Below are 17,959 nucleotides of genomic sequence, written 5' to 3' on the forward strand. Positions count from 1 at the left end.
CCCCGTAGGGATCTCTTTGAGGCAACTTGGACCATTCATCGCACAAGTTACAAACTTGCGCTGGCAAGGGAGAACCCAAACCGAATGGATTAGTCGCCGGTGAGTATGATTAATTTAACGTTTTCGAGCTTACTCTGTGTTGCTTTGGTGATTATAAAGGTGTTTCCGTGTATTTGAAGCTCCTCATTCACTTTAGGGATTCGTCCGGTATGGTGAATGATATACCCGGCAACGGTCTCAAAGTCGCCCTCTTCAAAATTCAGTTCAATTTCGGGATGAAGTTCAATCAGTTCATCTAACTCTACTGAACCGGAAAGCAAGAATGTGTTATTTGATAATTTTTTGATCTGATCATCTTCCTTATCGTACTCATCCTGGATATCACCGACCACCTCTTCAATCAGGTCTTCAATGGTTACCATTCCGGCGGTACCTCCATATTCATCAATCACAATGGCCACAGAAATATTGCTTTGCCTGAATTCAGTAAGCAGATTTTTTGATTTTTTACTGGATGGAATCAGGTTTACCGGCCGCGTAATCTGGCTGATGCTTTTTGGATTACTGAACAGATCATAAGCAAATACTACCCCGATGATGTCGTCAATGGTATCCTGGTATACGGGAATCTTGGAAAAACCCGATTCTATAAATGCTTTCTTCAACTCCTCGATGGTGGCATTTCTGTCAATCGCCACAATTTCGGTACGCGGTACCATCGTTTCGCGTACTCTTTTGTTGGAGAGTTCAAGTACGTTGTGGAGAATTTCAGAATCATCATGATCGATCTCCTTGCTGCCGCCACTGTCTTTCAGTTCCCTGAATATCATCTCAACATCCTGGCGGCGAAATACTTTCTCACTTGGTTCACTGCCAATATTAAGCAGGTTGATAAGTATCCCTGATGAATAATTTGTTATATAGATCAGCGGAGATAAGAGGTAGTTTATTAACCTGAGGGGTGCGGCAATGATAGTGATAAGAAAATCGGCCTGTACTCTGAAGATCGCTTTTGCAATAATTTCACCAAACAGCAAAATAACGATAGACGCTATCATTGTTTGTATGAAAAGAATCATTGCTGTTGTAGGCATCACACCCGTAAACTGCTGGTAAATAGCCTGTATCGGTTCAACAAGGAAAACGGCCATTAAAGTGGCATATATAACATTTACAATGTTGTTTCCAACCAATGTTGTGGTCAAAAAGTTTTCCGGATTATCACTGAAAAATGCCAGCGATTTTCCCCGAAACGTATCTTTTCTCGATTCAATTTCGAGCTTAAGTTTGTTAGCCGTTACAAAGGCCATCTCCGATCCCGAGAAAAATCCACTTAGTAAAATGGCTGTAAATATGTAGAGGAATTCAGTCATATGGGTCAGTAAAGATACAATGAACTTATGAAAGAAAAATCGTACAGAAGAGTACCTGTCAAGTTTAAGTTGTTAGGTCGTATGTTGAGGTAAAGTTTCTCCCCTTCTTATGAAGGAGGGACCTGTTTAGCGATCTGGTAAATAAAAAATCATGAATCATCTTTTCGCGCTAAACAGATACTGAAAGAGGGGACTTTTCTAATCCCCCGATACTTTATTGTTGACACGTCAATAGTTTCAGAATCTTCTTGAGGGTTCTTCAATCAGAGATGTGCTTAGTTGCCGGTAAAATTAGCTTTTCGTTTCTCAAGGAAAGCTGAAGTTCCCTCTTTAAAATCATCGGTTTCGCAGAGCTGCCCAAATAAAGTTGCTTCCTTGGCATACCCTTGGTTGGCTCCGGAACCGGCATTTATCGCTGCGATAGCTGCGGTGATTGCAACGGGACCATTTTTCATGATTTTCAAAGCAATCTCTTTCACTTTCTTGAGGGCACTGTCCGAATCAAAAACATGATTCAGTAATCCAATAGAATGGGCTTCATCAGCTTGAATCTGTTTGCCGGTCAAGATCATCTCCATCGCCTTTCCTTTTCCTGCCAATTGAGGCAAGTCGTTGAGTACCGCCGTAACCCGGAATCAACCCAAGAGAAACTTCCGGCAGACCAAATACAGCGTTTTTGGTGCCAATTCGGATGTGGCAAGCCATTGCCAGTTCCGCACCTCCGCCAAGTGCATAGCCATTGACGAGTGCTATCACAGGTTTTGAGAACTGCTCAATCCTGTTAAAGAGCCCCTGACCTTCTGATGAAGTTTTCTCACCGCTCTGCCTGTCAAGAGTGCTGAGTTCTTTGATATCGGCTCCCGCTACAAAGGCTTTTTCGCCAGACCCGGTGATAATGATCGAACGAATGTGGTCTGATTTTTCGATGAAATCAAAAGCATCGCCCAGATCATTTAAAACCTGTTTGTTTAAAGCATTAAGCTTATCAGGCCTGTTGATGGTAAGAATCGAAATTCCATCATCGTCAGTTTCAAGTAAAACGGTTTCGCGTTCGAGTGAAGCTGTATTCATATCGATTTTTTAACTTTTTCTCCGGTCTCTTTTCGAAGTTCTTTAGCTTCCTTTTTAAGCTGAGCCAGTTCAAGCTCCCGGTCCATATCCTCAAAACCCGGAAGCAGGTTTGAATCCATCTCTTCGATAATATTCGTGGTTTCTTCCATTTCAGAAAGAAGATAATCGAGCTGTGTTCCTACATCTTCTGCATTCGGCATGGTCATCGACTGTTCGTAAATATACCGGACGGCATCTTCAATCGTTTCGAGATGAGTTTCACATATCAGGTATTTCTCTTTGGCTACATCAAACTTATTCAAGCGTTTGTTCAAGATAGATAGCCTTCGTTGGCGGGTCTTCTTCAGTTTTTCCGAATCGATTGTTTCGAGATCATTCTCCTGCTCTTCCACTTCACGCCGAATCTCCTCTTCCACTTCAGAATTCATGTAAATCTGGAATCGGCGATTCATATCCAAAAGCGTCAGATATGTGGACAATAGATCATCTACTTTGTTTTCAATATGTTCCAACATTCCTTTAGATGTGTATGGAAGCGTGTCAAAGTTCTGCTTTACTTCTTTTGTGATATGCTTCAGAACCAAAAATCGTTTTTGCGATCGTGCATCAAGCTGGTAAAAAATAACTTTATCGTTGGATTCATCCGTCTGCTCCTTCCGTTTTTTAAGCTTCACACTTTTTTGAAAAGCTGGCAGTTTCGGCACAATTCCCAGGTACATCAACTCAACGCCAAATGTAAATGCAAGAATGGCATTCGATATCAAGCCAATATCACTTAACACTAACGCCGTAATTGTTCCTACAAGCAGGCAAACCAGGTTAACCGGGTGGAGAAAGGCTTCTTTCGTAAAATTGATGGATGATTCTTCGTCTTTTGCCATTTCCTTAAGCTAAATCGCTGTCATTTTTATTTTCGTCCGGGTCAGACTCTGGTTGTGTGCCGGGACCGATTGTTTTCTCTGCGTGCAGTTCTTGCGCCTGTTTTTCAATTTCCCTGTAAAGAAGGCCCATATCAGACTTAATTTTTTTCAGGCTTTCGCGGGCTTTCTCTTTTTTTAGCTCTTCGTCAAGTTCCGATATATCATCAGGCTGATCCAATATATGTTCCATGGCAACATCAAGCCTGGCTTCAATAAGCGACATTTTTGTGCGAACTTTCCCGAGAAATTCATCCACATTTGCCAGAAGTTCATCTGCATTCATTTGATGCAGCGCCTCATTTACATTTCTCACATACTTCGATCGACGTAACTTCTCTTTCGTCTCCCGGATTTTCCGGTAATGATCTTTGTATTCCTCTTTGAGGCGTTCCCGTTCCTGTTCGCTGTTGCTGCTCATGGTTGTTTACTTAGACTTGGATCGTTCTTTGCCAACCGTTTTTTGAGGGGATTCTTTTTCTGATTTCGTTGGCTCCTCAATATCAATAGTTTCGTCCTCTTTAGAAGCTGACTCTTTCCCCATATCGAGCTTAAACTGGTTTACCAGCTCTTTAGCACGCAATTTTTCAGCGTTAGCTTCAATCTCCATTGTTTCTGTGTCAACGCTTTCAAGAGCGATTTCCATTCTGGCTTCGTTTCGTGCGGTTTCTTCATTCACACGATTCACCATTTCGGAGTGAGTCTGATCTAACCCGCCCATTTCGAAGGATTCAAGAGCATCAGCTACTTTTGCCTGCCATTCGGCCCGTTCGCTGGCACGGAGAGCTTCTCGCGCTTCCTTAATCTTTCGATCTTTCTCACGCATAAAAGCCTGTTTTACCTTCAGTGCTTTTTCGTAGGCTTGGTCAGCATATTTGAGCTGTTGCTTGGAATGCTGCAAATTTTCTTTGGCTTTTTCGAGTTGAAGCGCATAGCCTTCGGCAAGATCGTCGCGGTCGGCCTCAATGGCTGATTTGATTTTGGCAGTGATCTCCGAAATAGATTTTTCGTACTTCTCAACCTCCTTTCGAAGCATCATTGCATTCGCCTTTACGGTGGTAATATTTTCGTTCATCTGCGGAATTTGATCATTCAATTCCCGAATGTTTTGCTCAAGGATGAGTTTTGGATCTTCCATTGAACTAACAAATCCGCCAAACATTGACTTAATCGCTCTTATAAATCGTTTAAACATGGTTTTTTAGCTTATTGAAATTAATGCCCTGATGCATAATGCATCATATAAAGTTAATGGTTTTCTTTTTATTCGCAATTCTTTACGCCCTAAAATCGTGAACCCCGTTTTTATCAACACGATGTGTGATGAGATTTAAAGGCTTCGGTGCCTTCTTCTTAACAGAGATGGCATCTTTCATACCGGCTTTCGCAGTATGAATGGTATCCTTCTTGTTCGTATAGAGCGTGGCAAATGTTTCACCGGCCTCAATTCTGTCACCTATTTTTTTATGAAGAATAAACCCCGCATCGGGATCAACATCATCCTCTTTTTCTCTGCGGCCGGCACCGAGTTCAACCGAAACCATTCCCATCGCAAATGCATCCATCTCAGTGATATAACCGGATGTTTCCGAGGTCACCGGTTCACTAAATTCAGCGCGATCATATAAATCGGGATTTTTTATAACGGATGTATCTCCTCCTTGTTCTTCTACAATATCGATCCATTTTTGGAAAGCGGAGCCATCCGCCACCGATTTTTTGCTTAACTCAATTCCTTTATCTACCGAGTCTGCTTTTTTTCCAAGATAGATCATCGTTCCGGCCAGCAGGTGAGTAATCTCCATGACATCATCGGGGCCCTTTCCGTTCAGTGAATCAATACTTTCTTTAACTTCCAGCCAGTTGCCGACCGCATTTCCCAACGGCTGTTCCATATTTGTGAGATAGGCGATGGTTCGTTTTCCAAATTGTTCGCCAATTTCAACCAGTGTTTGCGCAAGTTCAATTGCCTCATCACTTGTTTTCATGAACGCACCGGATCCAAATTTCACATCCAGCACAAGTGCATCAATTCCCTCGGCCAGTTTTTTGCTCATAATACTTCCGGCAATCAACGGGATCGATTCAACCGTAGCGGTCACATCCCGCAAAGCATAAAGCAGTTTATCAGCAGGTGCGATCTCTTCGGTTTGACCTGCCAACACCAAAGCGTGCTTTTTGATGATCTCCTTATATCGGTCCAAATCCATATCCACAGAAAAGCCGGGGATCGATTCCAGTTTGTCCAGTGTACCGCCGGTATGCCCCAGTCCGCGCCCGGAAATCATCGGGCACCGGAACGCCACAGGAAGCCACAATGGGTGCTAAAATCAACGAGAGTTTATCACCCACACCACCAGTAGAATGTTTATCCACTTTGAAGCCGGTTATCTCATCCAAATCTACTACAAGTCCACTATGCAGCATAGAGTCGGTCAGGGCGGAGGCCTCCTCTGTATTCAAACCATTCAGAAATGAAGCCATTAAAAAAGCGCTCATTTGGTAATCGGGTATCTCTCCGTCGGTGTAAGATTGAATGATAAATTTCATTTCCCGATCCGAGAGAGCATCATTGTCTCTCTTTTTTCTGATGAGGGAGACTATGTTGAATGATTCAGGCATCGCTATTTTATTTTAAAATCTTGAAATACTGTTTCTTTAAATATAAAGGAATATACAATTCAAACATTCTCTGTGCATTTTCCTATCATTCATCTATGAAAATTTTTGCTGATAAATACCTGTATGCGCTGGACAAACTTATTCCTGGAGATTTTGAACTGAATAGATATGATCCGGAAGATGGTTTTCCGGATCATGCAACGCAATATGATGCACTGCTGATTCGAACGGTCACTAAACTAAATTCAGATACACTTCCGGAAGCCGGGAATTTAAAATTTGTGGGATCGGCAACTGCCGGATTTGACCATGTGGATATCGATCACCTGCATACACTTGGAATTGAATTCGCCCGATCTGAAGGATGTAACGCCAATGCGGTTGCAGAATATGTTCTTACTGTACTGTATCGGTGGGGACAGCTTCGGGGCGAAAAGGTTGAAGATCTGAGAATTGGAGTGGTTGGTTGCGGGAATACAGGCGGAGCGCTGATCGGATATCTGAAGAAACTGGGAATAGAATACGTTCCCTACGACCCACCAAAAGAAGAAAGGGAAGAAAATTTTACTTCCGCTGACTTAGATGAATTGCTCTCGTGCGATGTTCTTTCCTTTCATACCCCCCTGACTAAAAATGGTCCCCATCCAACCTATCATATGTGTGATGGTGCTTGGTTAAAACATGGTTTTAAGCTAATTATTAACGCCAGCCGTGGTGGAGTTGTAGATGAAAAAGCTCTTTTCGAAGCCAAGAGAATGGGGCTTATTCGAGATTTTATTTTGGATGTCTGGGAAAATGAGCCGGTATTTTCAGATCAGATCGCAAAAGAAGCGTTGATTGCCACACCGCATATTGCCGGTTATTCAAGAGAAGCGAAATGGAAAGCCAGCGAAATTGTTATTCGAAAGATGATTGAGTTTTTTGGAGATCAATTCACGTCGCCAAACCAGGATGAAAAGCCAAAGAGATCAAATTTGGCGGAACCTGAAGATCTATCTTTTGCCGACTTTCTCTGGAAAAATCATAAGATCGATTTTTATGATCAGGAATTGAGGAAATTGACTGGTTTAACTGAAGAGGAGAAGGGGCAAAAATTTGCCGATTTGAGATCGAACACGCCAACACGATTTGAGTTCAGGACTATTATCGGACAGTATTTAAATCCTGAAAAATTACCGGAAGAGGTAATGATTTTTTAAGATTTTCTCCGCGTCTCTCAGCGACCACCGCGGTTTATTAATTTTAACCGCAAAGGACGCAGAGGAACGCCAAGCATTGGTCTGTATATTATTTTATACTGAATAATTTAAACGCATTTCGTGTGGTTTTTTCCGCAATTTCTTCTACAGATAGATTTTTCAACGCCGCCAAATTCTCCGCAATGTTTTTGATGAAGGCCGGTTCATTTCGTTTTCCGCGATGGGGAGTTGGTGCGAGATAGGGGGCATCGGTTTCCAGGATCAGTTTATCCATTGGCATTTTTGAGACGGTTTTATCAACCCCTGCATTTTTGAACGTAGATACGCCGCCAACGCCAAGATAAAGCCCCAGGTCAAGAGCACGTTTGCCTTCCTCTTCCGTACCCGTAAAACAGTGCCAGACACCGGAAAGAGATCCATCTTGCTCCTCTTCAATCAAATCCAGCAGGTCGGTTGTGCTTTCCCGGTTGTGGAGAACAATCGGTTTACCGGTTTTTTTGGCAACCCGGCAGTGCAGTCGAAGACTCTCTTTTTGCTCATCTACAAAATCGGTACTCCAATAGTAATCAAGTCCGGTTTCCCCGACAGCCACAAATTCATCAGATTGACAATATTTAAAGAGTTTCTCTTCATCAACAGGGAGGTTTTCCTCAACATTGCATGGATGGATTCCCGCCATTTTGTAAAAGGTGATATCAGGATGTTGCAGGTGTTCCATCTGTTCAATGGATTTCCAGTCAATGGCCGGCAGGAAAATGTGTGTGATTTTTTCGTTTAATGAGCGTTCTAAAACCTCATCAAGGTCATCTTTGAACTGATCGAGGTAGAGGTGGCAGTGGGTGTCTGTGAGTGTCAATTGTGTGATATCTTTTTAGATGAAAAATCAAAGATAAGGATTATTGAGATGGGGCAAAAAAATCCCCTCCTTTCGAAGGAGGGAATTTGGTGAAGGCCGAATCCGATTTATCGAATAATCGGCAGAACTTGACGGAGACTCAGACACCCCTCCCGACTAAAGTCGGACTCCCCTCAAGTGGAGATTTTCTCCTCCCGACTGGCGCAAGTGTTAAGCGAAGCGTCACTTGTGCCTCTTTCCTTTTGCAAAATAAACATGGGCTCAAGTGACATCCTTGATTTACGGATGGTAGAATAATTCTTCCAGCAAGACAAACCCTGCATTATTCCAATTGTCTGATTTCAAATACCGGATTTAACACTTGCGCCAGTTTGGGGTACCGGGGAAAGATCATTAAAAACGATCGGGGGACGAGACTTTGGAAATGTTCAAAATCGCACCAAGAAAACACACCTCTGATAAAATTGCTGAACGCAATTTTATCTGTCTCCTCTCGAGAGGAGAGCTCAAGCAAATTAATCAAAAAGCCGTTCGCCGGACTTTATTCGCTTGCGATAGGAGGCAATAACCGGATAACGAACTTCTGTATTTTTGTATCCAAGCTGATTGAAGAGCGGAATTAAAATTGATTCGTGGACTTTGGCAACTTTTCCGGTGCAGACAATCTGCTCTTTTCCAGTTAATTGTAAAGTGGATAACTGGTTGTTGATGAAATCTGTAAACCCATCCCGAATGAGCGATTCTAATTCTGGCGGAATGGGCTGAATCAATACTTGTCCAGCTACGGCAGCGAGTTCTCGATTAGGTTTTCCGGCACGATAGATTCGGTTCATCATCTCGGAGTAGCCAACCGATTCAAGTTTTTCTTCCAGGAAATGAAGCGTTTCGGGATTTCCGGTTTTCCTGAAATACATTTTTAAAATACGACGTCCCAGATCGGCCGCACTACCTTCGTCACCAATAGCAAATCCAAGAGCGGCAGATTTTCGCACAAGGCTTCCATTTTCAATCTTTGCACTGATAGACCCGGTTCCGAACACAACAACTACTCCATCACCTTTTCCGAAAAATGCTTTGCCTGATCCATCCAGGTCGCTTTTAATTTTCAAGCTGGCTCGGGGGAAAATAGGCTGAAGGAAACGCATTACAATCTCATCGGAGACCGGATTTCCACAACCGGCACCGAAAAAATAGACAATGTCGGGTTCAAGGCTGCCGATCTGGTGTTTCAGGTCAACGCTGTCGTTCATCATCTGGATGTTGGAGGGATGCAGCCCCTGGGTCTGGATTTGAGTGGTATCATCACCGTCCACATACAGCCAGTCGGTTTTGGTAGCTCCGGAGTCGGCAATCAGGTACTTCATAGTATGGGATTATGTTTATGGTAGATCAAAAAGTGAGAAGGCAAAAGTGAAAAGCGTTAAAAGTGATGGCGCAAGCGTCTCGCTTGTGACCAAGGCTTGTGTCTTGTAGTAAGAGCACAAGCGAGACGCTTGCGCTATTCCGAAAGTAAGTTCGCAGGCTGGCGCAAGTTTGTAACTTGTGCCCTTATTGGTCCATGGTCAACGAAGCCTTTGGCGTAGTAGACTCGCTTGTGATCTGTATCGAAGGGCACAAGTCTGGAGACTTGCGCCAGCCCTTTATTGATGCTCGGTCAATTACTTTTCACTTTTGCGTTTTGCCTTCTCACTCAAAACTCACTTCGCCTTCAAAAAATCAATGACATCCAAAGCAGGCTGAGGATTTCCCATAATATAGTAGTGAATTCCCGGAGCTCCATTTTCCATCAGTTCAAGAGACTGCTGACGTGCCCATTCAATGCCGATGTTTTTTACATTATCCGGGTCGGCATCCACTTCGGCCGTAAGTTCATCAGGAATCGTTAAATGAAAAAATTTCGGCAATGATTTCAGATGATTTGTGGTCGTCAAAATTTTCAACCCGGGAATGATTGGAACCTCGATACCTGCAGCTCTGCATTTGTCTACAAATCGGAAATAGGCACTATTATCAAAAAACATCTGGGTAACAATGTATTCACCTCCGGCATCCACTTTATCCTTCAGCTTTTTGATATCCCAATCCAGGTTGGGAGCTTCAAAATGTTTTTCAGGATATCCGGCTACGCCTACACAGAAATCAGTTGGTTCGGCGTTTACGATATCCTCCAGGTATTGACCTTGATTCATATCCTGGATCTGCTTTACAAGATCAATTGCGAATTTGTTTTCTGTACCGTTCATATTCAGGGACACTTGTGACCCGGTATTATCACCCCGGATGGCCAGCACGTTGTGGATTCCCAGATAGTTTAATTCGATCAGGGCGTCTTCACTCTCCTCTTTTGTAAATCCTTCGCAGATCAGGTGAGGGACGGGGTCAATTCCATAGCGATGAAGAATAGCTGCGCACAATCCAATGGTGCCGGGGCGCTTTCTTCTCACAATGCGTTTTAAAGAACCGTCCGGCTGCTCTTCCACATAAGATTCTGCTGCATGGTAAGTTACATCAATAAAAGGTGGTTTAATTGCTTCAACAACCTTATCCAATGATTCAAAGACGGTTTGAACCGATCCTCCTCGTTTTGGGGGGATGATTTCGAAAGAGATCAAAGGTTCAGATGCCTTTTCGTAATGTTCAATAACTTTCATAAAAAAATGCTGTAATTGATGCGTAAAATGTAGATTTTATAAGACTGTTTCCCAAAATGAAAATGTTAAGTTCTCATAATAAACTTAACTAATTGTATAGAAGTTAAGAGTTAAAGATAAGCAATTAGTCGAAGCTATCGTTTTCATTCTTTGGAGCAAGAAGATGTATCTGTATCAGTGTTTAAGAATATAGAATAATAAAGATATCAGTTTATGAGTCGTTCCAAACACCCGTTGTTTGATCTATTGCAAGAACGAATTTTAGTACTCGACGGTGCCATGGGTACCATGATTCAAGAGTACAAACTATCGGAAAAAGATTACCGGGGCTCTCAATTTAAGGACACTTCGGATGATCAAAAAGGAAACAATGATCTCCTCAGCATCACTCAACCCGATATTATACGGGAAATTCATTCCAATTTCCTCTCTGCCGGGGCGGATATTATAGAAACAAATACATTTAATGCAAACCCAATTTCCCAGGCAGATTATAACCTGCAGGATGAATCCTATGAATTGAATCTCGCATCGGCAAAAGTAGCACGAAATGCCGCCGATGAATTCACTCAAAAAAATCCTGAAAAACCACGATTTGTAGCAGGCGCAATCGGGCCGACCAATAAAACGCTTTCACTTTCTCCGGATGTGGAAGATCCTGGTTACCGGGCAATTACATTTGATACATTGGTGGATGCATATACCGAACAGATTCGCGGTTTGATTGATGGCGGTGTAGATACCCTTCTTATTGAGACTGTTTTTGATACGCTGAATTGTAAGGCAGCCATTTATGCCGTTCATAATTACTGCCGAGAAGTAGGTAAGCAGATCCCAATTATGATTTCGGGTACCATTGTGGATCAAAGCGGACGAACATTATCAGGCCAAACCACAGAAGCATTCTGGATTTCCGTTCAGCATGCAACTCCACTGCTGAGTGTAGGGTTAAACTGCGCACTCGGATCGAAGCAGATGCGGCCGTACATCCAGGAGTTGTCGAACCACGCTACGTGCTTTACAAGTCTCTATCCCAATGCCGGGCTGCCGGATGAGATGGGTGACTATGACGAAACTCCGGATTTCATGACGAAACAGATGCGGGATTATGCTGAGAATGGTTTCGTAAATATTGTGGGTGGCTGTTGTGGTACAACGCCGGATCATATTCGTGCGATGGCAGAAGAAGCCAAACGGCACAAGCCCCGAAAACGGCCGAATCCCAAACCATACTTGCGTTTAAGCGGACTCGAACCGCTGGTTGTGCGGCCGGATACAAATTTTGTGAATATTGGTGAAAGGACCAATGTAACTGGTTCCGCGAAATTCAAGCGGCTTATCAAGAACGAGGAGTATGAAGAAGCTCTTTCCGTAGCACGTCACCAGGTAGAGGGCGGAGCTCAGATTATCGATATCAATATGGATGAGGGCCTGTTGGATTCCGAACAGGTGATGAAAGACTTTATCAACCTGATGGCGGCTGAGCCGGATATTGCACGGGTTCCGTTTATGGTGGATAGCTCCAAGTGGAGTGTAATTTTATCCGGTTTGAAAACCACGCAGGGAAAAAGTGTGGTGAATTCCATCAGTCTGAAGGAGGGCGAGGACGCTTTCAAAAAACAGGCTCGGAAGATTCTGGATTTTGGAGCGGCCGTTGTTGTGATGGCATTCGACGAAAAAGGCCAGGCCGATTCCTTTGAACGAAGAAAAGAGATCTGTAAAAGAGCCTATGATATTTTAACAAAAGAAGTGGGATTTGCTCCGCAGGATATTATTCTCGATCCCAATATTCTCACCGTTGGAACCGGAATTGAAGAGCACAATAATTATGCTGTCGATTTTATCGAGACGGTCCGGTGGATCAAAGAAAACCTGCCGCTGGCTAAAACGAGCGGTGGCTTGAGCAATATTTCATTCTCATTCAGAGGGAATAATATAGTTCGGGAGGCGATGCACTCGGCATTTCTCTATCACGCGATTGATGCCGGATTGGACATGGCGATTGTGAATGCAGGTCAGCTTGAAGTGTATGAAGAGATTGAGCCGAAGCTGAAAGAACTCGTTGAAGATGTGCTTTTAAACCGGCGCGATGATGCTACAGAGCGGTTGGTTGAGCATGCCGACAAGATCAAAGACCAGGATAGTGGTGAGGTTCAAGCGAAACAGGATGCCTGGCGTGAAGAGCCAGTTGAAGAACGCATCAAGCATGCCCTGGTAAAAGGAATTACCGATTATATTGAAGAGGATGTTGAGGAAGCCCGCCAAAAATATCCTCAGCCGATTGAAGTGATTGAAGGGCCTATGATGGCCGGGATGAACGTAGTGGGGGACCTGTTTGGAGCCGGAAAAATGTTTCTGCCGCAAGTCGTAAAAAGTGCCCGTGTCATGAAAAAAGGCGTGGCAATTTTAATTCCCTTCATCGAAAAAGAGAAGGAAAAGAATAAAAACTCCGAGCCTAAGGCAAAGGTGCTGCTTGCCACGGTAAAAGGAGATGTGCATGATATTGGCAAAAATATCGTGGCCGTGGTTCTGCGCTGCAATAATTATGATGTGATTGATCTCGGCGTGATGACACCTGCCGATAAAATCCTGGCTGCCGCCAAAGAACATAAAGTGGATGTTGTTGGATTGAGTGGTTTGATTACGCCATCACTCGACGAAATGGTACACGTGGCGAAAGAGATGACACGCGAAGGATTTAATACGCCGCTGCTGATTGGAGGAGCTACAACGTCCAGAATGCATACGGCCGTGAGAATTGCGCCATCGTATGAAAACCCTGTGATTCACGTGTTAGATGCTTCCCGGAGTGTTACGGTTGTGAACCGGCTGGTATCCAAAACACTGAAGAAAGGATTTCTCGATGAAATTCGCGAAGAGTATGAAGGCCTGAGAGATCAGTACAGCAGTCGCAGTAAGCGCAAAACTTATCTGCCCATTGAGGAAGCCCGTGAAAACAAGACGGAAATTGATTGGGATGAATCGACAATCAAAACACCGAAGAATTTAGGCATCACCACGTTTAAGAATTTTCCACTGGCAAAATTGCGCCGGTTTATTGACTGGGGACCGTTTTTTATCGCCTGGGAGATGAAAGGAAAATTCCCGGATATTCTTGAGGATGAAAAAGCGGGAAAAGAAGCCCGGAAACTGTTTGATGAAGCCAATCAGCTTCTGGATAAAATCATCAATAATAATCTGTTGACAGCGAATGGTGTGATTGGACTTTTCCCTGCAAACAGCGTGGGCGATGATATCGAAATTTACACCGATGAATCCCGGGAAGAAGTGCAGACTGTTTTCCATGCACTTCGTCAGCAGTCGAAGAAACGAAGCGGCCAGCCCAACAAGGCGCTGTCTGATTTTGTAGCCCCGAAAGAGACCGGAATCCGGGATTACATGGGAGCCTTTGCGGTAACCACCGGCCACGGTGTCAATGAATTAGTCGCCAAATTTGAGAAAGATCACGACGATTATAACGCCATTCTTGTGAAAGCACTGGCAGATCGTCTTGCCGAAGCATTTGCCGAATACCTCCACCGCGAAGTGCGAACCGATCTCTGGGGATATTCACCGGATGAAGATTTAGATAACGATCAACTGATTCGAGAAAAGTACGACGGCATTCGTCCCGCGCCCGGCTATCCCGCCCAGCCTGATCACACCGAAAAACGAATTTTGTTCGATCTGCTGGATGTGGAAGAGTCAGCACAAATCACGCTCACCGAGCACCTGGCAATGTCGCCGGCATCATCCGTCAGCGGACTCTACTTCGCCCACCCCGATTCCCAATACTTCAACCTCGGCAACATCCAAAAAGACCAGGCAGAAGATTATGCCCAACGAAAAGGCATGAGTGTTGAAGAGATCGAGAAATGGCTGGGGCCGAATTTGGCTTACGAGAAAGACTAAAATCTCCCCTTGAGGGAAGTCTCCGGTTTACCGGTGGTGGGGTGTACATCCCCCGAGTTCACACGACATTCGTCGTGCTCACTTTCCCCCTTCAAAGGGGGATTAACTAACCACCCCCAAATCCCCTCCTTGGAAAAGGAAAAGGAGGGGACTTTTCCATGCCAATTCTTAATACTCTTATTCCGATTTCACGTTAATTAGAAAGCAACTCTAAAGCGTAGCAACCTCAATCTTCTGTTCAAGCTCTTTCAAAATCCGCTTGTGTTTGGGACTTGTTGACATTCGCTCTTCAACCGTTGAGATGGCGTGAATTACCGTTGAGTGGTCACGTCCACCGAATTGAAGGCCAATGGTTTTCAAGCTGGATTTTGTGAACTTCTTAGCCAGGTACATCGCAATCTGCCGGGCCTCCACAATCTCCTGCTTACGCGTTTTTTCCCGAACTTTGTTGGTGTCGATTTCAAAATATTCGCACACATAATTCTGTATAAACTCGATAGAGATCTGAGAGTTGGAACTCTTCACCATATCTTTCAGTACATTTTTCGCCATCGGCAGGTCGATCTCATCCACATGTTTCAGAGAAGCTGTTGCCAGAAGTTTGATAATGGCCCCCTCCAGGTCCCGAACATTCGATTTAAAATTGTAGGCGATAAACTCGATGATATCAGGATGAATTGTAATACCGTTGTCTGCCGCTTTTCGTTCAAGAATGGCGTAGCGGGTTTCGTATTCCGGAATTTGCAGGTCGGCACTGAGTCCCCAGCTAAAACGTGAAATCAGCCGCTCTTCAATATCAGGAATATCTTTAGGAGGGCGGTCGCTGCTTAGGATAATCTGTTTGCCATCTTGGTGAAGTGCATTAAAAATATGAAAGAACTCTTCCTGTGTTTTTTCCTTACCGCTGAAGAATTGAATATCGTCTACAATCAGTACATCAATATTCCGGTAAAAAATAGAAAATTCACTGGCTCGGTTATTTCGAATCGCCTGTACAAATTCATTTGTAAAACTTTCAGATGATGCATAAAGCACTGCCTGATCATCGCCAAACTGCTGTTTAATTTTATTCCCGATGCTCTGAATCAGATGAGTTTTTCCAAGTCCGGTTCCGCCATAAACAAAAAGTGGATTGAAAGAATTTTTACCGGGATTATCGGCAATGGCCATTGCGGCAGAACGAGCCAGGCGGTTGCAGTCCCCTTCAATATAGCGCTCAAAAACATAGTTGCCGTTCAGGTTGGGATCGATGTTCGTTTTACGAATTCCCGGAATCACAAAAGGATTGTCAATTTTCCCGGGATGATACTCCGTAAAGGTGTTCATCTCCTGGGGTTTTTGCGGAGGCATCGGGCGCTGGGGCAGGCGGATGGACCGGTTGTCTTCCAGGCGCTCAGATCGTTCAACCAAAACGGAATATTCCAGCTTTCCCTCTTTCCCCAAAACCTTGGCAATTGTTGATCGCAACATATTATAGTAGTGCTCTTCCAGCCATTCATACCAAAACTGGCTGGGTACTTGAATGGTAAGTGTGTCACCTTCAAGTTTTACTGGTTTTATAGGTTCAAACCAGGATTTAAATTTTTGATGGCTGATGTTGTCCTGAATGATCTCCAAGCATTCATTCCAAGCAGCTTCAGCGTTCAATTTGTTCAACGTACATGCCTCCCAAAAGCGTTATAAAGGTATTACTTGATTCTGTTAGTTATCCACACGGCAAATGTGCCTCTTTTTTGAAGCACGAACCAAAATGTGAATTTCTGCCTCACAAATCAAAAAAATGTTGGTTAGTTTTGAAAAAGTTATCCACATTTCTATAAACGAGATAAATATATGGCAGACAGTGTTTTATAACCTTTGTATTAGAATTGTAAAATATCACTTGACAACACGTAACATTTACATAACACTGATATAACATTAATTCTAACTAAATAAAATTTTTTAAAAAACTTTTCCACAAGTTATCCACAAATAAAATTTAGCTTGTACAGCCGGGCAGATCTCCCAAAATAAAACATGAAAAGCAAATAGTATTATCCTAATATTTTAGAAGGATGCAACCACAAATCGGGGATTTTGATCCAGGTCTTTAAAGAGGCGGGCACTGGTAAATTTTTGGCTGGCTATTTCACGTACAGTTTTAGCTGTTTTATCATTGCACTCCAGGTAAAGTTTTGCTTTATGTGAAGATGCAAAGTTTACGATAGCAGAATAAAGTTCAAGAGGTTTTTCATGAAAGAGGGCAAGTGGCGGTTCATGATCCGTCACCTGTTTGTGCATCTCATCTTTTTCGCTTTCGGTAATGTAGGGCGGATTGGAAATGATAATATCCCAGGATTTCTGATAAGCGTCAGGCAGCCTGTTCAATTCTAAGATATTTGCCTGGAAAAAATCGACATTCACATCGTTCAACTCTGCATTTTTCTGAGCTTGCTTTACAGCTTTTTCGGATAGATCAAAACCGGCGCAGTACCATGCAGGATATTTTTGTTTGATGGCAATTGGAATGCAACCACTCCCTGTTCCAATATCAAGAAGATTTAATTTTTCCTCTTTCTGATCCTGGAAATGTTCGAAAAGCAGATCTACAAGCTGCTCCGTTTCAATCCGGGGAATCAAAACATTCGGATCAACAGAAATAGTGGCCCCCATGAACTGGGCAGTACCGGTAATGTATTGGAGAGGTTCGTATGCGGCCCGGCGTTTTACAAGCGGACGAATTTTGTCAAGCTCATCACTGGAAAGAGGGCGTTCAAATTGCAGATAAAGATCCAGCCTTTTACAGTCTAAAACCTCAGCTACAATCCATTCGATGCTTAATCTTGGATCGGGCACGTGTTTTTTCTTAAAATAGTCTGTTGCCCATTCGAGCATGGACAACACCGTCCATACCCGGTCAGATCCATTCATAAAAAGTATTCTTAACTTTCGTCTTCGCTTTCAGCGGGTTCGTCTTCGTCAACTTCTTCCTGTAAAGAAAGTCCAAATCGTTTGGAGAAGTCCATGATAAAATCAACAAGATCCGATTCCACATTTTTTTCTTCGGTAAGAGAACTGCCGCGAAAGCCCATACGTCCACCCGCTTTCTTCATCTCTATGCGGTTATGTTCGTTTGTGCATTCTATAATGCAGGTAACGGTGATTGTTGCATTAATTTGTTTTTCGAACTGTTCGTAAACGGCCACAAAAACCTGGTCGCTGCCTTCGGTAGCATCATACTTATACAGGTATTTTGGTTCCTGGTCTTCAAACAATTTTAACGGTAATCTACGAAGGGTCTCTTTGGGACCGTAGACAAGATATTTAGTAACTGTACTCATATTTATAGAAATCCCTGTTGAATTGAAAAAAAAGG

At 43.4% G+C, this 17,959-nt stretch carries 16 protein-coding genes; 2 read left to right on the top strand and 14 right to left on the bottom strand.

Translation table 11 applies throughout. The features are described from left to right. Window positions 1-89 precede the first annotated feature (89 nt). The 8 genes from U5K72_16225 to U5K72_16260 all read right to left on the bottom strand — a co-directional run bounded on the left by U5K72_16225 (window position 90) and on the right by U5K72_16260 (window position 5,983). Window positions 90-1,373, bottom strand: a complete 1,284-nt coding sequence (locus U5K72_16225) for a hemolysin family protein (GenBank protein MDZ7720363.1) — start codon at window positions 1,371-1,373, stop codon at window positions 90-92. Window positions 1,374-1,648: 275 nt separating this feature from the next. Further along, window positions 1,649-1,951 carry an enoyl-CoA hydratase-related protein gene (locus U5K72_16230; protein MDZ7720364.1) on the bottom strand — a complete coding sequence of 101 codons (303 nt, stop codon included), beginning with the start codon at window positions 1,949-1,951 and terminating at the stop codon, window positions 1,649-1,651. Then, complete coding sequence (locus U5K72_16235; protein MDZ7720365.1) at window positions 1,914-2,444, bottom strand: enoyl-CoA hydratase-related protein; 531 nt, start codon at window positions 2,442-2,444, stop codon at window positions 1,914-1,916. Before U5K72_16235 ends, U5K72_16230 begins: the two co-directional genes overlap by 38 nt. After that, the gene (locus U5K72_16240; protein ID MDZ7720366.1) at window positions 2,441-3,325 is read right to left on the bottom strand and encodes a hypothetical protein; all 885 of its coding nucleotides are present in this window, start codon (window positions 3,323-3,325) and stop codon (window positions 2,441-2,443) included. Before U5K72_16240 ends, U5K72_16235 begins: the two co-directional genes overlap by 4 nt. Window positions 3,326-3,329: 4 nt before the next feature. After that, the gene (locus tag U5K72_16245; protein ID MDZ7720367.1) at window positions 3,330-3,782 is read right to left on the bottom strand and encodes a hypothetical protein; all 453 of its coding nucleotides are present in this window, start codon (window positions 3,780-3,782) and stop codon (window positions 3,330-3,332) included. Window positions 3,783-3,788: 6 nt separating this feature from the next. Further along, on the bottom strand, window positions 3,789-4,556 hold the full coding sequence (locus U5K72_16250; protein ID MDZ7720368.1) for a PspA/IM30 family protein: 768 nt from the start codon (window positions 4,554-4,556) through the stop codon (window positions 3,789-3,791). Between the two features lie 82 nt (window positions 4,557-4,638). Further along, on the bottom strand, window positions 4,639-5,649 hold the full coding sequence (locus U5K72_16255; GenBank protein MDZ7720369.1) for a thymidine phosphorylase: 1,011 nt from the start codon (window positions 5,647-5,649) through the stop codon (window positions 4,639-4,641). Next, window positions 5,552-5,983 (bottom strand): hypothetical protein, encoded by a 432-nt coding sequence (locus U5K72_16260; protein ID MDZ7720370.1) that lies wholly within the window; start codon window positions 5,981-5,983, stop codon window positions 5,552-5,554. The genes U5K72_16255 and U5K72_16260 overlap by 98 nt, the downstream gene beginning before the upstream one ends. 95 nt (window positions 5,984-6,078) lie before the next feature. On the opposite strand from U5K72_16260, the gene U5K72_16265 reads away from it, so the two are divergent. Then, complete coding sequence (locus U5K72_16265) at window positions 6,079-7,182, top strand: 4-phosphoerythronate dehydrogenase (GenBank protein ID MDZ7720371.1); 1,104 nt, start codon at window positions 6,079-6,081, stop codon at window positions 7,180-7,182. Window positions 7,183-7,270: 88 nt separating this feature from the next. On the opposite strand, the gene U5K72_16270 is transcribed toward U5K72_16265, so the two are convergent. The 3 genes from U5K72_16270 to U5K72_16280 form a co-directional block, all read right to left on the bottom strand. Continuing rightward, a complete protein-coding gene (locus U5K72_16270; protein MDZ7720372.1) occupies window positions 7,271-8,038 on the bottom strand; it encodes a TatD family hydrolase in 768 nt (255 codons plus the stop codon). Between the two features lie 515 nt (window positions 8,039-8,553). Next, window positions 8,554-9,402: a hypothetical protein gene (locus U5K72_16275; protein MDZ7720373.1), complete on the bottom strand. Its 849-nt coding sequence runs from the start codon at window positions 9,400-9,402 to the stop codon at window positions 8,554-8,556. Between the two features lie 333 nt (window positions 9,403-9,735). Beyond that, window positions 9,736-10,689, bottom strand: coding sequence for a methylenetetrahydrofolate reductase (locus U5K72_16280; protein ID MDZ7720374.1), 954 nt, complete (start codon window positions 10,687-10,689; stop codon window positions 9,736-9,738). A gap of 213 nt (window positions 10,690-10,902) precedes the next feature. Between U5K72_16280 and metH the strand changes: the two genes are divergently transcribed. Further along, the gene (gene metH, locus U5K72_16285; protein ID MDZ7720375.1) at window positions 10,903-14,601 is read left to right on the top strand and encodes a methionine synthase; all 3,699 of its coding nucleotides are present in this window, start codon (window positions 10,903-10,905) and stop codon (window positions 14,599-14,601) included. Window positions 14,602-14,811: 210 nt separating this feature from the next. On the opposite strand, the gene dnaA is transcribed toward metH, so the two are convergent. From dnaA to U5K72_16300, 3 genes are all read right to left on the bottom strand, one after another. Next, complete coding sequence (dnaA, locus tag U5K72_16290; protein ID MDZ7720376.1) at window positions 14,812-16,257, bottom strand: chromosomal replication initiator protein DnaA; 1,446 nt, start codon at window positions 16,255-16,257, stop codon at window positions 14,812-14,814. A 393-nt stretch (window positions 16,258-16,650) separates the two neighbouring features. Next, entirely contained in the window at window positions 16,651-17,514 is an 864-nt protein-coding gene (gene prmC / locus U5K72_16295; protein MDZ7720377.1) for a peptide chain release factor N(5)-glutamine methyltransferase, read from the bottom strand. A gap of 11 nt (window positions 17,515-17,525) precedes the next feature. After that, window positions 17,526-17,924: a hypothetical protein gene (locus U5K72_16300; protein ID MDZ7720378.1), complete on the bottom strand. Its 399-nt coding sequence runs from the start codon at window positions 17,922-17,924 to the stop codon at window positions 17,526-17,528. Window positions 17,925-17,959: the final 35 nt, after the last annotated feature.

This window comes from Balneolaceae bacterium (genome assembly GCA_034521495.1).
GTDB lineage: Bacteria > Bacteroidota > Rhodothermia > Balneolales > Balneolaceae > Rhodohalobacter.